This window comes from Marinomonas piezotolerans, assembly GCF_003362755.1.
GTDB classification, from domain to species: Bacteria; Pseudomonadota; Gammaproteobacteria; order Pseudomonadales; family Marinomonadaceae; genus Marinomonas; species Marinomonas piezotolerans.
On record NZ_QKRA01000001.1, the window covers coordinates 688,177 to 703,452 of the forward strand.

Here is a 15,276-nt window from a genome sequence, read left to right on the forward strand (position 1 = left end):
ACTGATTAAAAGTGGGCAGTCTAATGCCCACTATCACGCTGCTATTATTGCGAATTTTGCTTGTACTCTTCTTGCACCGCAATCTTAGTTTGAATAAATTCCGAGTGAGGCATAAATAATAGCTCACTAATTTTGCGTATCCGATGATCTTCATAGGCATCAAGATCTCCGTCTGCAAAAGCCACACGCCACAAATCTTTTAGTAATTCAAGCTTCTGCTCGACCGAGGCATTGGCATTAATCACTTTAGTAAATTGGTAAGAATCATTAACATCATGGATGCCAGCTTTCACTTCATCAAATAATGAGTCAACGTCATCGCCGAGTTGACTCACTGATTTTATCGCGTCTTTTGCTTTGAGCTCTTCATCAGGATGAATTTCATCATCAGCGATGATTATCTCTAACAGAAGCGCAGCGACAGCCCTTTGGTAACTAATTGGCTCGGCGCACACTTCTTCATTACTAAACATTTTTTTTAGAATATTAATCATAAACCACCTACTTTCTAATTCTGGTCACCAATTCATCTACCAACACATTTGGAAACTGACGATAATCTAGATAAGGACACCAGATACGCTTTTGATGTATGTGCGCTGTATGCCTCGCACCTATTGCCTCAGCCTCTGCAGGGATGGGGAAATCGTCATGAAACTGTTTACTGACAATGACCAACCACCCTTCACTTGCTTCATCAGGATCAAAGATTAATTTTACTCTATCCCAAAGGAATTGATCCCTCACTATACGCCAATCTTCCTCAGCAACTGTGACCAACTTCGCAATAATTGTGAGAATTTTCCGCCAGTGATTTCCATTCAACTCAATAACCACGCTAGCAGGAACGGCATCATAGCTCGCAACACCCTGAGGCAAGGTCGGTCTATTGGGTAGCAAGAATGTCATTGTCTTTGTGTTCATTTGACTTGCTAGCATAAAACACTTTTTCACCTTTTAATCACAAATAGATATATTCTTATAACTATATTAGTGTATTCTTATATAATAGATTTGATAACGAGAGGATCATATGGAATCTTTAGTTAATCCGCTATCTGGCGGCATCATAATAGGTTTAACGGCAGCTGCATACCTACTGCTTACCGGAAAAGTGATTGGTATCAGCGGCATCTTGGCTCAAGCACTGTTCAGTAAAGACCGATATCTACCATTTCTGTTTATACTCGGTTTAATTATTGGAGGCAGTGCTTACGGTGTGCTCACACAGCAGACGGTCCCATTTCCTGAAATGAGAAGCCCCATTCTTTTAATTATATCGGGGTTACTAGTAGGCTACGGAACACGCCTAGGCAGTGGTTGCACCAGTGGCCATGGTGTATGTGGTATTTCAAGACTATCCCCTCGCTCTCTTGTCGCCACAGGGATTTTCATGACGATGGCGATATTAACTGTATTTATCACTAAGTAGGGGCAAAGTTATGCGAGCATTAATAACATTTATTACTGGATTAGCATTTGGTTTGGGACTGGCTGTTTCTGAGATGACTAACCCTGCAGTCGTACTCGGTTTTCTCGATATTTTCGGAGATTGGAATCCATCACTTATTTTTGTCATGGGTGGCGCTGTTTTGGTAGGCATGGTTGGTTACTTGATACGCTCTAAGCGTGAGAAGCCTTGGCTAGCCGACAAGTGGTATATCCCCACTAGACGAGACATTGATCATAACTTAGTCATTGGAGCTTCTCTATTTGGTATTGGTTGGGGATTGAGTGGCTATTGCCCTGGCCCTGGACTTACTGCACTTGTCAACAACCCCAGTGAAGGGGCCTACTTCATGGCAGCTCTTGTCGCAGGTTCCGCATTATTTCACTTTCAGAACCATCGAAAATCAAATTAGTACGCGTTATAGTAACGGCTCTTCGGGGCCGTTTTTTTATGTCTTAAAAATTCTACAAATAGTTCTTGACGTAGATAAGAATGCATCTTAAATTTCGCCTCGCGTCGTTGCTGAACATATTCCGCACCGCTTCAACTGCTGCGCTAGTCGCTTAAGGTCTTAGACCGGATAAGTAACAGCCAAAAGTAGGATGGAGGGAGGTAAAGACGTGCCTTATTTCGGATTATGTTTTCAAAAAACTAGGAGCAATGCGCTATGTCTATAGACGTTCATTCTTTTTACACACCTGATCAATTCAACCGCCTTAAAGCACTAGCGGATACCAAGGAAACCCCTTTCGTCGTCATCGACACCAAGATGATTGATGACGCCTACTCTGAACTTAAGAAAGGCTTTCCAATTGCAGATATTTTTTATGCGATTAAAGCAAACCCTGCACCAGAAATATTAACGATGCTGCGAGATCGCGGCTCTAATTTTGACGTCGCGTCACGCTATGAATTAGATAAACTTTTTGCGATTGGTGATGTTAGCCCTGACCGTGTCAGCTATGGTAACACCATTAAAAAAGCCGCAGACGTGCGCTATTTCTATGAGAAAGGTGTACGTATGTTCGCGACAGACTCTGAAGCAGACTTACGAAACATCGCTAAAGCTGCACCTGGCTCTCGTATATACGTACGTATATTAACTGAAGGGACGGTATCGGCTGATTGGCCTCTATCACGCAAGTTTGGTTGTCGCCCAGATATGGCGATGGACCTACTCATTCTCGCAAAAGAATTAGGACTTGAGCCGTATGGAGTGTCGTTTCATGTAGGCTCTCAGCAACGTGATATTGGCGCATGGGATGCGGCAATTGCCAGCGTTCGTTTTATCTTCGAACGTCTAAAAAATGAAGATGGTATAGAGCTTCAAATGATCAATATGGGTGGTGGATTCCCTGCTAATTACATTAGCCGGACAAACGATTTGGCTACCTATGCTGAAGAGATTACCCGTTTTCTTGAAGAGGATTTTGGCGATAATATGCCGCGAATCATTCTAGAACCGGGGCGTTCTTTGATCTCTAACGCAGGCATTTTAGTGAGTGAAGTGGTGTTAATTTCCCGAAAATCACACACTGCTCTAAATCGCTGGGTTTACACTGATGTAGGAAAGTTCTCCGGGCTAATTGAAACATTAGATGAATCCATCAAGTACCCCATCCATGTTGAAAAAACTGGAGAGTTGGAAGAAGTTATTATCGCAGGTCCAACCTGTGACAGTGCTGATATCATGTACGAACACTACAAATACGGACTGCCACTCAACTTAGCTATCGGTGATCGCCTGTACTGGCTATCGACTGGTGCATATACAACGACCTACAGTGCAGTAGAATTTAATGGTTTTCCTCCATTAGCTTCTTACTACATTTAACACTCTGCAATTCAAAGAAAAGGGGCTCAGTCGCCCCTTTATTTTTGATACGATGTGGAAACACATATCGCTGGAGTTATTACTGTGCCCCTTACTCTGTCTTCCCTTTCCATTTATCCCATTAAATCCACTCAACCTATACAATTATCAGAGTCTGAAGTACTTTTCAGCGGACTAAAGAATGACCGCCGTTTTATGCTTGTAGATCAGGCGGGTGCATTCGTAACTGGTCGGAGCCATCCAAAGCTAACTCTCGTAGGTGTTACACAAACGAAGTATGGGTGGAGCGTGTCATCTGATTTCAACAAACCAGCACTAGAGCTTGTTGAACAAGACTTTTCAAACGAATATTTTAATGTAGACATATGGGAAAATACCGTATCCGCGCAAAGAACCCACTCTTCTGCGGATCAATGGTTTAGCGAGCTACTAGGTGAAGACGTCACACTGGTTCATTTTGGCTCCGAGTCAACACGCGTAACAAGCCGACGACCAGAACATCCAGTCAAATTCGCTGATGGTTACCCTTTCCTTCTGACTACACAATCTTCTCTGGATGAGCTCAACAAGTCGGCAGCTCATAGCATTGAAATGCAGCGCTTCCGTACTAATATCATGGTATCTGACTCAGCCCCCTTTGCAGAAGACACTTGGAAACTCATAAAAATTGGAGAAGTGGTTTTTGAAAATGTAAAACCTTGTGCTCGCTGCATTTTCACAACCTTAGACCCGAAGACAGCTCAAAGAAGCCCTAAGGGCGAACCGCTAAAATCGCTTGCTAAATTTAGACGACTAACAAAGGATGAAATAATATTTGGCGTTAATTTAATTGCGTTAAACGAAGGTGTGATTCGGGTAGGAGATGAGGTTCATATCTTAGAATATCAAACACCTCCGCATTATGAGGATAGGCGCTAGCTGCCTGGATCCTCATAATGCGGAGGTGAACTCATCACTGAAAGCCTAACCGATGCTCCCCAGCAAGTTCTTTGGAGCGACGGTTCATTGCAGCCATCCAGAAACCAGAGGCGAGCCCAACGACAACACTTACAGCGATGGCTGTCTGCCATGACATGTCAATTACACTCCATTGAAGCAACCACATCGCAGATCCCCAGATGAAAGAAAACTGTAACCCCTTGAACAATGCCTCAAAGAAGAAGGTCGCTGAAGATGGCATCCCTTTGGACTCAAATCGACCAAACAGACGCTCTAGTGGTGACGAGCTAAATTCGTTAAACAACATAACTCTCTCCAAATAATTAATGTTGGGATAACATTAATACGGTAGCGAACTGTAGCCAATAGCAGCTCACCTGCTTCCTCGGGGTTACCTAGTTCATTGCTATATTTGGAAAAACATGCAAATTGTGACAGTAATATTGTCTTAGTTATGAAAAATTACCGAAAATTGCAAAAATTGTTACTCAAGTATACGAATCTCTTTATTTTGTATGTGGTGAACAAACACCTTAAGACATATGCTTTAGCAAAAGGGAGGGATCTGTCATGAATACAGTTAATATTTCACACTGCCCTTACAATCTGGAAACAGATATGCTAAAGACAGGCTCGATATTTGGTGCGCTTAGCTCGTCCGCCATAGAGTTCTTATTGAAAGAAGGCGAGCTAATTCACTTTGATGCCGATGAAAAAATTTTCTCGGATAACGACAAAGGAGATAGTTTCTACGTTGTGATAGAGGGGGAAGCGAGCTACTTCAAAGAATACGCAGCTCACTCTAATTTAATCCGACGTGTAAAATTTGGCGAGGCTCTAGGCTATGTCACCATGATATCGCTTGGACCAAGGCAAGGTTATGCTGTGGCCTGCACCGACGCTCTGTTGCTAAAAATTGATTGCCATGTCTTTGGCAGGCTACACGAACACTACGCATTCGATTTCGGCATCTTAATACTTAACCTGTCCCGCGACATGGCGCGCAATATCACAAAACTCAGCGACACATTGACGCAAGCCAATGTCGATGTAAATTTGACGAGTTAGGCTTCCGCTGCAACGACGGATATTTCGACCAATAATTCCGGGCGAGCTAGTCGTGCCTCAACGCAAGCTCGAGCCGGAGCATAACCATCAGGAACCCAAGCATCCCACACAGCATTCATTGATGAAAAGTCTTTCATATCCCTGAGGTAGATCGTAGCGGACAACATATGCTGCCTATCTGACCCAGCTTGTTTAAGCAACGCATCCACTTTATCCAGCATCGTCTGCGTTTGCTCAGAAATATCAGCTGATGCATCCGCAGCCACTTGACCACACAAATAAACACAGCCGTTATGTTTAACGATTCGACTCATACGCTGACCAACTTCTAAGCGCTCTATTCCAGACACACCAAAACCCTCGTTTAGTTTAAAACACCATAATAACAACACATAAGCAAAATATTCATCTTATATATTTATGCCAATCAGCACTATAAACTAATATTCAAGGCCTTTTTGGGCTTTTATTCCTCGTTTAAACGCATGCTTAATATCTTTAATTTCACTCACTGTATCAGCCAACTCAACTAGCTCATCAGGAGCACCGCGACCCGTAACAACCAAATGTTGCATTACTGGCCGCGACAAAAGTGTCTCTAAGACCTCATCCGCATCCAGATAGTCATAATGCAGTAGATACGTAAGCTCATCCAAAACAACTAAGTCGTAGCTAGAATCTTGCAGCAATGTCTTGGCATGTGCCCATGTATTTTGAGAGCTTACAATGTCTTTATCCCGATTTTGTGACTCCCAAGTAAAGCCTGTATCCATAATGAACCAATCGACATTAGGGTGGGATTTAAAGAAATCGATTTCCCCAGTGGCCCAATCGCCCTTTAAAAATTGAACGACTCCCACTTTCATATTATGGCCCAACGCTCTCGCAACCATACCTAGTGCAGAGCTCGATTTACCTTTGCCATTGCCAGTTAAGAGAACAAATGTCCCTTTTTCTTCCTGAGCTTTAGCAATTCGTTTATCAACATGCTGCTTGATCGCCTTCATACGAGCCGCATGCTTCTCGGCATCATGGATTGCTTTTGCCATCGTTACATCCTTTCTAATGTATTTTTTAAACTTTCAACCCACAGCTCAACAATCACTGCCATGATGGGTTGCTTAATACGCCATGCACTGGCGAGAAATGGCCCTTTTAGCCCATATGTTATTATCACATTTGTAGAATAAGCATCAATAGGAACTAACGAGAAGTGCCAATCCTCGGTGTGCAATAAACAAAAATGACGGAACTGACTTTGCAAATGCATCCTAGAAGGTGGAGATGCTTCAACCACGTTTGCAGATACTAAACATGGTCCACGAATAGAGCGCAGTTGAAAATTAAGATGTGAACCTGTTAGAAAACCGATCGAAGCATCCAAATGGCTAACGGCATAGTTCCAATCAGCCTGATTCGGAGAAGTCAGCATGTCCCAAATCACACGATTTGGGACATGTATTAGGTTGGAATGACTACATGAAAACACGAGCTAAATGCGATCATCTTCAGGATCATAACCTAAGTTCGGTGCTAACCAACGCTCAGCATCATCCTTACTCATATTTTTACGTTCTGCATAGCTTTCTACTTGGTCTGGCCCTATTTTGCCCACACCAAAATAGTTACTTTCTTCATTACCAAAATACCACCCACTTACTGCAGCAGTCGGTAGCATGGCGTAACTCTCGGTAATGTTCATTCCGGTATTGCCTCGTACATCAAGCAGATCCCAGAGCTTATCTTTTTCAGTATGATCTGGGCATGCAGGGTAACCCGGCGCAGGACGAATCCCTTTGTAACGCTCTTTGATTAACTCTTCATTACTGAGGTCTTCTTCGGCTGCGTAACCCCAAATCTCTTTACGTACTAATTCATGCAAATATTCTGCAGTTGCCTCCGCCAATCGGTCGGCAACGGCTTTAATCATAATAGAGTTGTAGTCATCATGATCCGCTTCAAAGCGCTCAACAATTGAATCAATACCGAATCCAGCAGCACATGCAAATGCACCAATATAGTCTTTACCTTCTTCTATCGGGGCAACAAAGTCTGACAAACATTGGTTATACTTACCCGGTGCAGATAACTCATTTTGGTTTCGCAAGAAGTTCAGACGCATCAATTCTTCATTGCGTTCTTCATTACGATAGATAACCACATCATCGTGATCTATTTGGTTCGCAGGGAACAAACCAATGACTGCTTTTGCATCTAACCAACTTTCCGAAATGACTGTCGCCAACATTTCTTTCGCATCTGCGAATAAGCGAGTAGCTTCTTCACCAACAACGTCATCGGTCAAAATTCTTGGATAAGCACCTGCAAGCTCCCATGTTTGGAAGAATGGCGTCCAATCTATATAATTTTGCACCACATTAAAATCAATATCAGCGGTGTCAAACACAGTAATACCGAGTTTATTCGGTGTCTTGATATGACCGAAATCAATTGGAGTTTTGTTCATACGCGCTTTATCTAAAGAAACTCTGCGGCCTGCACTAGCGCGATCTTTATAGCGCTTACGGGTTTTTTCGTAATCATCTTTCACTTCCGCGATAAATTTAGCGCGGCGTTCAGCATCTTTACTTAATAAAGCACTCGCAACACCAACACTACGAGAAGCGTTGGTAACATGAACAACTTGGTTGTTCTTGTAGTTTTGCTCTATTTTAACAGCAGTATGCGCTTTGGAAGTCGTAGCACCACCGATCATTACGGGTAGCTCAAAGCCTTGGCGTTGCATTTCTTTAGCGACATGCACCATTTCATCAAGTGACGGAGTGATTAAGCCAGACAACCCTATGATATCGGCACCTTCTTCTTTTGCAGTACGCAAAATTTTCTCTGACGATACCATCACACCCAAATCAATGACTTCGAAGTTATTACACTGGAGCACAACACCTACAATATTCTTGCCAATGTCGTGAACATCTCCCTTCACTGTTGCCATCACGACTTTGCCGGCGCTGGAAGACGCTGTTGATTTATTACGCAGCTTCTCTTCTTCAATAAATGGCATCAAATAAGCCACTGCTTTTTTCATGACGCGTGCAGATTTTACAACTTGCGGTAGGAACATTTTCCCAGAACCAAACAGATCACCAACTACGCCCATACCATCCATCAAAGGACCTTCTATCACCTCTAAAGGCTTTGACGCTTGTAAACGCGCTTCTTCAGTATCTTCTTCGATAAATTCGGTGATACCTTTAACCAATGCATGAGTTAAACGTTCACCGACTGGTAAGTTACGCCATTCTTGTGTCTCTTTCTCCGCTACTTCACCAGTCCCAGCGTAATCTCCTGCAATCGCCAGCAAGTTATCTGTTGCTTCTGGTGTGCGATTAAGTACCGCATCTTCGACGGCATCGCGTAATGCTTGAGGAATATCTTCATAAACAGCCAGTTGTCCAGCATTAACAATCCCCATCGTCATACCGTTCTTTATCGCATGGTACAAGAACACTGCATGAATAGCCTCGCGTACAGGATTGTTACCACGAAACGAGAAAGATACGTTGGACACACCACCAGAAATTTTCGCGTAAGGTAACTCTCGTTTGATGTCCGCCGTCGCTTCTATGAAATCCAGGGCATAGCGATTGTGCTCTTCTATACCCGTCGCAATGGCAAAGATGTTTGGATCAAAAATAATGTCTTCAGGTGGGAAACCGACTTTATTCACTAAAACGTCATAAGAACGACGGCATATTTCAATCTTTCGCTCACGGGTATCTGCTTGCCCATCTTCATCAAACGCCATGACAATCACGGCCGCGCCGTATTTCATCAAAGCCTTAGCTTGCGATACAAACTTGTCTTCACCCTCTTTCAAGCTAATAGAGTTAACAACTCCTTTGCCCTGAATCAGCTTGAGGCCTGCTTCAAGGATCTCCCACTTAGAGGAGTCAAGCATAATCGGAACACGTGAGATATCGGGCTCGGAGGCAATCAGCTTCAAAAACCGCTCCATTGCACCTTGCGAGTCCAACATGCCCTCATCCATGTTGATATCAATAACCTGCGCCCCATTCTCGACTTGCTGACGAGCAACATCGAGGGCCGTATCGAAATCACCTTCCTTAATAAGGCGCTTGAACATTGCCGAACCAGTAACGTTAGTACGTTCACCTACGTTCACAAATAGGCTACCGTCGCTTATGTTAAATGGCTCTAATCCTGACAACCGACACTCTTTTGCAATGTCAGGTATGTCACGTGGACGCATCCCTAGAAATGCATCGGCAAACGCCTTAATGTGAGCAGGCTCCGTACCACAGCATCCACCAATAATATTCAGAAAGCCTGAATCCGCCCATGATTGAATCTCTTCTAGCATCTCTTCTGGCGTTTCATCATATTCACCAAAAGCATTCGGTAAACCTGCATTTGGGTGCGCCGATACATGGGTGTCAGCAATACGCGATAGCTCTTCAACGTATTGCCGTAAGTCCTTAGGACCCAATGCGCAATTTAGCCCAACGGAAATTGGCTTAGCATGGGCAATTGAATTCCAAAAAGCTTCCGTCGTCTGACCAGATAGAGTACGACCCGAAGCATCTGTAATGGTACCGGAAATCATTATTGGATAGCGTACTTTGTGAGTTTCAAAGTATTGAAGTGCCGCGAATATAGCGGCTTTAGCATTCAAGGTGTCAAATATAGTTTCGATCAGTAATAGATCGACACCACCTTTGACCAAACCATCAATAGACGTAGTATACGCTTCGACGAGTTCATCAAAGGTGACGTTGCGATAGCCTGGGTCATTTACGTCTGGAGAAATAGAGCAGGTGCGACTTGTTGGGCCAACAGCACCAGCAACAAAACGAGGTTTGTCTGGGTTTTTAGCGGTAAACTCATCAGCAGCTTGTTTAGCTAATTGAGCCGACTGGTAATTAATGTCATAACTCAACTCTTCCATGTGGTAATCCAGCATGGAAATATAGTTCGCATTGAAAGTATTGGTTTCGATGATGTCCGCACCTGCTTCTAAGTAAGCTAGGTGAATTGCTTTAATGATCTTGGGTTGAGTCAAGGAAAGCAGGTCGTTATTACCTTTCAACTCGCTTTTCCAGTCACTAAAGCGTTCGCCGCGATAATCCTCCTCTTCCAGTTTATAACTCTGGATCATGGTACCCATACCACCATCCAAAATCAGGATACTATCTTTTAGACGTTGTTCTATGACTTCAAACGAGCTGGACTTATCCACGATTACTACCTCATACAATACAATGCGAGGCTACTATACCAAACCCTATCAACAAGTAGTTGAATTTTAATAATACCAAAATGAATGTTTGTCCACACGGTGCCCCGATAGAGACAGCCTACTCGCTTTGATTTGAAATAGTTAATCGGATTTCCGACCTATTTTCCCTACACCAAATCCAACCAATAAGCCGGCGAGAATTGCAATTAACCAATAACCATATTTACTGAGCCAATCATCAGATACTAATTCAACTGTGGCATGATCTCGGTAGACTTTTCTTAGGATTGTTTGACCGTCATAGTTAAGACTTTGAGTCACGGACACGTTCATCATCGCGTTTGGGCGCTCATTTAGGCCACTTAAACGCCAACGAAAATTAATTGCACCATTATCCACCGTTGCCTCTGCTTCAGAGGCACTCATCATGTTAAGTGCGCTATCAACGAACAGCTCTGCATAATAGGTTTGCCCTTGCACCGGATTCTCAACTCTAGCAGATAGCTGAATCTCAAATGCATCGTTTAAATTCGCCATGGTCGGCAAATCCCATCGCACGTCATCTAACTCACTGCGCAATTGCTGCTGTAGTGACATAACCGCCCCCTCAAAAGGGATAAGATTATTTACTTGACGCTCTAGATTCGCCTTATCTTCGTTAACCGCCCTCACTTCGGCAGATAGCTGCTCAACTTCAGCTTGAGCCGCGACATGCCCTTCTCGTAACGTCGCCATCTCCTCTCGATATTGCTCTTTTAACGCTGTACTGTCCGCAAGCTGCTGTCTTAATTGCTGTATTTTAATGTCTTGATTGGCAATAGCGGTCCGCAGTACTTCTAGATCTGCTTTAAGTTCACTATTAAGTGTTTTCGCTTGCTGATACTTCGCATTCAATTCAGACAGTTTATTTGCCAAATCCGTTTCTTTTGTCGATAGCTCTCTTTCCAATGCCACCACATCATTTTGATAGTCTGAAATAAGCCCATTTTGGGCATTAATTTCAGCTTTAAGGCGTGTAATTTCTGAGCGTAAAGCAGCACTATCTTTTAAAGAATCTTCATCAGTGCGTGACGCGGGCTCAGATACCAATAACGATCCTCCGCGCTCCAGTTTTGCGTTCTGCTCTTCTAATGCATTAATCACATTACCTTGCACACGAATTTTATCCCAGAGCACCTGATGTTGAGCACGCGCTTCAGACAGCGCGCCACCCAGTTTCAAATTTTCCTTATTAAGGGAATCGTATTGAGCCTGCAGTGTGCTCTTTTGATCACTTAATGTTTTATATTTGCTTTTTAGATGAGCGTGCTCGATTGAGAGGTCTCGGTAGTTCTTACTCAAGGCGTAATGTGCACTATCGAGGGTTCTAAAACTCTTGTTCAACTCAATAAAGTCTTGCTGTTGACTGGCGTTAGCCGCTAATGCTTGCTGCTTTTCCACTTCAAGCACTTCAATTTTTTTTGTTAGTTGATCATTCTCAAGTCGTAATTGATTATAACTAACTTCTAACTGATCCCTTTCAGCCTTAAGTGTCTCTATGCGTTGCAACCAATCACTGTCATTTTCTTGAGTCATTAAACTTGATAACTGCTGTTCCTTCTCATCAAGTCGTTGAGTAAGTTCAGTTATTTGCTCTGAGTTTTGCGCGAGCTGACGCTTTAAACGTTCGATTTGCTGGTTGCGCTCTGCTTCTTTCTTTTGATAGGTCAACGCTGCAGCTTCTTGATTGGTATCTTTAGACTGGCTATCCGTTAGAAAAGCAGTTTGGTCGTTAGTGCTTGAAGTGCCGCTGGAAACAGGCTCGGGCTGACTCTTTAACTCATTGGAGGCACTTACTTGTTTAGGATCTTGCTCTTCCGCCACTTTGGTGGGAGACACCTCATCGACTAAGGAAGCGTTATCATCATTAGAAGAGGTCGTACTACAAGCAGACAACATCACACTCAGTGCGATAGAGGTTAGATACATCGAATTCTTCATTAATAACTCCTTAAACCCGCTACAAACGCCATACTGACCCAGTACAACACTCCGTAAAGCTCATGAATCTACATAATGTAAGCATAGCGAAGATGCCTGACACTTACCTTACAAAAAAAAGCGCTAGTATGACCAGCGCTTTTCCTAACTTATGCCAGACTCTTTGAAACCACCTCATAGACATCTTTCGATAAATCCTGTGAAGCGATACGTTCAAGTTGGGACTTCATCTTCTCTGAAAGACGGGACTCCATACGCTTCCATCGAGTTAGCGGCGTGCAAAGTCTGGATGCTATTTGTGGATTACGTTTATTCATCAGAATAATTTGGTCTGCCAAAAACGCATAGCCACTGCCATCGAGATTATGAAACGTTTCTACATTTTGCCCCAGCCCGCCAATCACTGCTCGCAACTTATTTGGATTTTTTATATCAAAGTAAGGGTGCTCCATCAGCTCCTTAATTTGAACAAGGCCATTCTCTTGTTCACGAGATGCTGAAAGCATTAACCATTTATTCACAACCAACGATTCATGCTTCCATTGCTCAAAGAAGGCGCTCATCAAGTCATCTGCTTCAGCCAATTGATTATTCACAATAATGCTCAACGCCGAAAATTGATCGGTCATGTTATCTGCATTGCGGTACTGTCGAACAACCGCACTTTTCGCTTCATCATTACCAGACGCAACCCAATAGGACAATGCGGCATTTTTCAAAGAGCGTTTAGCGATCTGACCAGCAGAGGCTTGATAAGCATCTGTGACAGTATTGGCTTCATATATTTTCTTGAACTCTTTTTCCAACGAGGATGCGATGAGAAGACGCAAGTGCTTACGTGCAGCCTTGATCGCATGAGGGTCGATAACGCCGGACAATTCTGACAAGTATGCTTGGCTTGGTAGCGATAAAATTAGCGCGACCATTGCCGAGTCTAAGGTACTATCGGCCAATAGAGACTCAAAACCTGAAACCAACGATGATTCTTCTGTTAGGTCTTTGCCTGCTTGATATTGCTGTACGCAATTTAACAGCTCATTAACGGCTAACTGTTGAGATGCACTCCATCGATTAAAACCGTCCACATCACCAGACATCAACTGTAAAAGCTGATCTGTAGTGTAGCCATAATCCAATTTCACGGGTGCAGAAAAGCCTCGAAGAAGAGACGGAACAGGTCTAGATGCAACATTTTCAAAGATAAACGTTTGCTCTGCTTGATTAACATGAAGCACGACTTCGGTCTGCTCTTTGCCGTCGACTGTAAAAGAAAGTGGCTGATTGTCTGGACCAATCAACCCGGCTCTAACAGGAATATGCAATGCCAGTTTCGTAGGTTGATTAGGGGTGGGAGGCGTCATTTGCGACACATTTAAAGTATACGTTTGTGTCGTTTCATTGTACGAATCTGTCACATTTAATATGGGAGTGCCCGCTTGTGAGTACCAACGCTTAAACTGCGTCAGATCTACACCATTTGCATCTTCCATTGCAGAGACAAAATCATCGCAGGTAACTGCTTGCCCGTCGTGACGCTCAAAATATAGATCAGACCCTTTACGGAACCCATCCGCACCGAGTAGCGTATGAATCATACGCACCACTTCAGCACCCTTTTCGTATATGGTTAGCGTGTAAAAATTGGAAATTTCGATAAATGACGCAGGGCGAATTGGATGCGCCATGGGGCCGGCATCCTCTGCGAACTGCGCCGTTTTAAGAAATGAAACATCCTCAACACGTTTAACAACATCTGAATGCGTGTCCGCTGAAAATGACTGATCACGAAATACAGTAAAGCCTTCTTTTAGACTCAATTGAAACCAATCTCGGCAGGTTACACGATTACCTGACCAATTATGAAAATACTCATGCGCGACCACGGCCTCAACACGCAAATAAGCATCATCCGTAGTGGTTTCCGGACTAGCAAGCAAACAACTAGAGTTAAAGATATTAAGACCTTTATTCTCCATCGCCCCCATATTGAAATCATCGACCGCTACGATCATAAAGATGTCTAGGTCATATTCACGACCATAGACCTCTTCATCCCATTTCATCGATCGTTTTAGAGAATCCATAGCAAAATCGACTTTATCGATATTATGTTTCTCGGTAAAAATTTTCAGTGCGACATCTCGACCACTCATGGTGGTAAAGGTGTCGTTAAGCACTTCTAAATCTCCAGCAACAAGGGCAAATAGATAAGCAGGCTTTTTGAAAGGGTCGTGCCAGGTGACAAACGTTTTACCATCTTCCGTCTTACCGCGTTCGATCTCATTACCATTTGACAACATCACCGGATAGCGGGACTCGTCTGCGATGATCGTTGTCGTAAACACGGACATCACATCAGGGCGGTCCAAATAATAGGTTATATGACGAAAACCCTCCGCCTCACATTGCGTACAGAACATCGAAGAGGAGCGATACAAGCCCTCTAAGCGAGTATTGTTTTGCGGCTCAATAAGGGTTTCACATGTCAGAATAAAAGCATCAGGGGTCGCTGTAATAACTAATTTATCATTACTAACGTTGTACTCCTCTTTCGGCAATTCATACTTATCAATCGCCACTCCAATAAGCTTTACATCCTCTCCGCCATCTAGGATCAATGGTGCCGTAGCAGCATCTGACTCAGGGTTACGGCGAATGTGTAGACGAGAAGTTACGACCGTTTGCGTTTCATCAAGATCAAACGTTAGCTCGGTTTTATCAATAAGAAAATCTGGGACTTTATAGTCTTTCAGAAAGACTGCGGCGGGTGTTTGCTCTGACATA

Annotated in this window: 14 protein-coding genes; 5 read left to right on the forward strand and 9 right to left on the reverse strand. The window is 43.4% G+C overall.

Annotation, left to right across the window (positions count from 1 at the left end; all coding sequences use genetic code 11):
• Positions 1-44: 44 nt before the first annotated feature.
• Both DN730_RS03220 and DN730_RS03225 read right to left on the reverse strand, forming a co-directional pair.
• Positions 45-494, reverse strand: a complete 450-nt coding sequence (locus DN730_RS03220) for a tellurite resistance TerB family protein (RefSeq protein WP_115466650.1) — start codon at positions 492-494, stop codon at positions 45-47.
• A gap of 7 nt (positions 495-501) precedes the next feature.
• Complete coding sequence (locus tag DN730_RS03225) at positions 502-939, reverse strand: DUF6942 family protein (protein ID WP_115466651.1); 438 nt, start codon at positions 937-939, stop codon at positions 502-504.
• Positions 940-1,033: 94 nt separating this feature from the next.
• On the opposite strand from DN730_RS03225, the gene DN730_RS03230 reads away from it, so the two are divergent.
• The 4 genes from DN730_RS03230 to DN730_RS03245 all read left to right on the forward strand — a co-directional run bounded on the left by DN730_RS03230 (position 1,034) and on the right by DN730_RS03245 (position 4,202).
• Positions 1,034-1,432, forward strand: coding sequence for a YeeE/YedE family protein (locus DN730_RS03230; protein WP_115466652.1), 399 nt, complete (start codon positions 1,034-1,036; stop codon positions 1,430-1,432).
• A 10-nt stretch (positions 1,433-1,442) separates the two neighbouring features.
• A complete protein-coding gene (locus DN730_RS03235; protein ID WP_115466653.1) occupies positions 1,443-1,862 on the forward strand; it encodes a DUF6691 family protein in 420 nt (139 codons plus the stop codon).
• A 255-nt stretch (positions 1,863-2,117) separates the two neighbouring features.
• A complete protein-coding gene (locus DN730_RS03240; protein ID WP_115466654.1) occupies positions 2,118-3,284 on the forward strand; it encodes a type III PLP-dependent enzyme in 1,167 nt (388 codons plus the stop codon).
• An 84-nt stretch (positions 3,285-3,368) separates the two neighbouring features.
• Positions 3,369-4,202 (forward strand): MOSC domain-containing protein, encoded by an 834-nt coding sequence (locus DN730_RS03245; RefSeq protein WP_115466655.1) that lies wholly within the window; start codon positions 3,369-3,371, stop codon positions 4,200-4,202.
• Between the two features lie 34 nt (positions 4,203-4,236).
• Here DN730_RS03245 and DN730_RS03250 read toward each other — a convergent pair whose 3' ends face one another.
• The gene (locus DN730_RS03250) at positions 4,237-4,530 is read right to left on the reverse strand and encodes a DUF6404 family protein (RefSeq protein ID WP_115466656.1); all 294 of its coding nucleotides are present in this window, start codon (positions 4,528-4,530) and stop codon (positions 4,237-4,239) included.
• Between the two features lie 263 nt (positions 4,531-4,793).
• Between DN730_RS03250 and DN730_RS03255 the strand changes: the two genes are divergently transcribed.
• A complete protein-coding gene (locus DN730_RS03255; protein ID WP_115466657.1) occupies positions 4,794-5,291 on the forward strand; it encodes a cyclic nucleotide-binding domain-containing protein in 498 nt (165 codons plus the stop codon).
• Here DN730_RS03255 and DN730_RS03260 read toward each other — a convergent pair.
• From DN730_RS03260 to pepN, 6 genes are all read right to left on the reverse strand, one after another.
• Complete coding sequence (locus DN730_RS03260) at positions 5,288-5,641, reverse strand: RidA family protein (RefSeq protein WP_281270482.1); 354 nt, start codon at positions 5,639-5,641, stop codon at positions 5,288-5,290. The two genes, DN730_RS03255 and DN730_RS03260, sit on opposite strands and share 4 nt — an antisense overlap.
• Positions 5,642-5,731: 90 nt before the next feature.
• The gene (gene cobO, locus DN730_RS03265) at positions 5,732-6,340 is read right to left on the reverse strand and encodes a cob(I)yrinic acid a,c-diamide adenosyltransferase (RefSeq protein ID WP_115466658.1); all 609 of its coding nucleotides are present in this window, start codon (positions 6,338-6,340) and stop codon (positions 5,732-5,734) included.
• 2 nt (positions 6,341-6,342) lie between these two features.
• Positions 6,343-6,723, reverse strand: coding sequence for a hypothetical protein (locus DN730_RS03270; protein WP_115466659.1), 381 nt, complete (start codon positions 6,721-6,723; stop codon positions 6,343-6,345).
• A 60-nt stretch (positions 6,724-6,783) separates the two neighbouring features.
• Positions 6,784-10,512: a methionine synthase gene (gene metH, locus DN730_RS03275; RefSeq protein ID WP_115466660.1), complete on the reverse strand. Its 3,729-nt coding sequence runs from the start codon at positions 10,510-10,512 to the stop codon at positions 6,784-6,786.
• A 141-nt stretch (positions 10,513-10,653) separates the two neighbouring features.
• Positions 10,654-12,492 carry a coiled-coil domain-containing protein gene (locus DN730_RS03280; RefSeq protein WP_115466661.1) on the reverse strand — a complete coding sequence of 613 codons (1,839 nt, stop codon included), beginning with the start codon at positions 12,490-12,492 and terminating at the stop codon, positions 10,654-10,656.
• A 149-nt stretch (positions 12,493-12,641) separates the two neighbouring features.
• Positions 12,642-15,275 (reverse strand): aminopeptidase N, encoded by a 2,634-nt coding sequence (gene pepN / locus DN730_RS03285; protein WP_115466662.1) that lies wholly within the window; start codon positions 15,273-15,275, stop codon positions 12,642-12,644.
• Position 15,276 lies beyond the last annotated feature (1 nt).